The organism is Mesorhizobium sp. M7A.F.Ca.CA.002.15.2.1, assembly GCF_003998715.1.
Classification (GTDB): Bacteria; Pseudomonadota; Alphaproteobacteria; order Rhizobiales; family Rhizobiaceae; genus Mesorhizobium; species Mesorhizobium ciceri.
Genome location: NZ_RZPI01000966.1, coordinates 1 through 1,454, shown reverse-complemented (window position 1 = coordinate 1,454; position 1,454 = coordinate 1). Strand labels below are relative to the sequence as shown.

At 60.4% G+C, this 1,454-nt stretch carries 3 protein-coding genes; 1 reads left to right on the top strand and 2 read right to left on the bottom strand.

Annotated elements, in window-relative coordinates:
• On the bottom strand, positions 1-140 hold a 140-nt coding region (locus ENZ74_RS35850; protein WP_164761395.1), incomplete at its 3' end, for a nitrilase-related carbon-nitrogen hydrolase.
• 150 nt (positions 141-290) lie between these two features.
• Positions 291-1,007, bottom strand: coding sequence for a DNA-3-methyladenine glycosylase I (locus ENZ74_RS31605; protein ID WP_063167906.1), 717 nt, complete (start codon positions 1,005-1,007; stop codon positions 291-293).
• Between the two features lie 92 nt (positions 1,008-1,099).
• On the opposite strand from ENZ74_RS31605, the gene ENZ74_RS31600 reads away from it, so the two are divergent.
• A partial coding sequence (locus tag ENZ74_RS31600) for a DUF1003 domain-containing protein (protein WP_127313290.1) occupies positions 1,100-1,454 on the top strand: 355 nt, incomplete at its 3' end.

The following is a 1,454-nucleotide window of genomic DNA, read 5'->3' as shown; positions in this document are numbered from 1 at the left end:
GTATAGAGCACGAGATCGGCGCCCTGACGTGCGGCATCCGCCCTCGCCTCGCGGGCTTTGGCGAGATTGCCTGATATGTCGCCGACAGTCGGATTGAGCTGGGCGACGGCGATGCGCAGGATGTCGAGCTTCTTGGTCATGCCTGCTGACTTAGCGCGGCAAAATTGCTCGGGCAATGGCGTTCGTTTGGACCAATTCGGAGCAAATGACGAATGTCATTCGTGTCCGGACCGATCGATTCGATCGTGTTGACCGATCGACGAATGCCGATCGTGGCAAGCGACCACGTTTCAGTCGTCGCCCATATATTCGCGCAGCGCTTGCGGCGAATGGTTCTCGCCGATCGACATCGCCAGGATGCGTGAAATATGGCGGCGCGGCAGATGCGTCTCCGCTGCCCATTGATTGATTTGCCTCTGGATCTTGTCCAGGTCCTTCTTCGAAGTCGGGCTTTCGGCGATGTCGAGGCCGGCGTCGCGCAACGCCGCGGCCATATCGCCCGAGATGACGAACGCATCCCACCCCAGCCAGCGCAGGAAATACTGGCCCGTGTTGCCGCCCAGCCGGCTGCCATGCTTGCCGAGCCAGGCCATCAGCCCGACCTGGTCATCATCAGGCCATTCCGCAAGGAATTTGCCGAAACCGCCATATTCCTTCGACACACGCTCGACAAAGGCAGCATTGTCGCGAACGGATCTGATCTTCTGCGGGTTGCGTACGATGCGCTGGTCGGCCGTCAGATCGTGCCAGAAATCATCGGGCTGGAACAACAGCCGCTTCGGCTCGAAGCGCAGAAACGCCTCCTCGAAGCCAGGCCATTTCTGCTCGATGACGCGCCAGACGAAACCGGCGGCGAAGACGCGCTCAGCCATAATGGAGAGAATGCGGTCATCGGGGATGTCAGCCACGGCGGCATTGTCAGGCGCCGGACCAAGCAGCGACGTCAGTTCCTCTTCGCCGCCCTTACGTTTTGCGGCGCGAGCGCGAATTTTCTTGAAATCGGCCATTGGTCCCTCGGCAACTGGAATCAATCTAACACTTCCCGTGTGAGCCGGCAGCCTCTACCTCTTACGGCAAGCCTAAGACCCTGGAGATGGCCATGAACAAGACGATCGACGATCTGGCGAACCGCTGGCTCAAGCGGCGGCCGGACGGCCTCAGCCAGCTCGAAAGCCGGGTGCTGCAATCGACGCTCGAACGCACCACCATCTCGCGCGACACCAACAAGGCCGTTGCCTTCCACCAGACCTTCGGCGACCGGCTTGCCGATACGATCGCCCGCATCGGCGGGTCATGGTCCTTCATCCTGACCTTCATCGCCTTTCTGGTCTTATGGACGGCGGGCAATGTCTGGCTGCTGTCGCGTGACGCCTTCGATCCCTACCCGTTCATCTTCCTCAATCTCGTTTTGTCGATGGTAGCCGCCTTGCAGGCGCCTGTGATCATGATGGCGC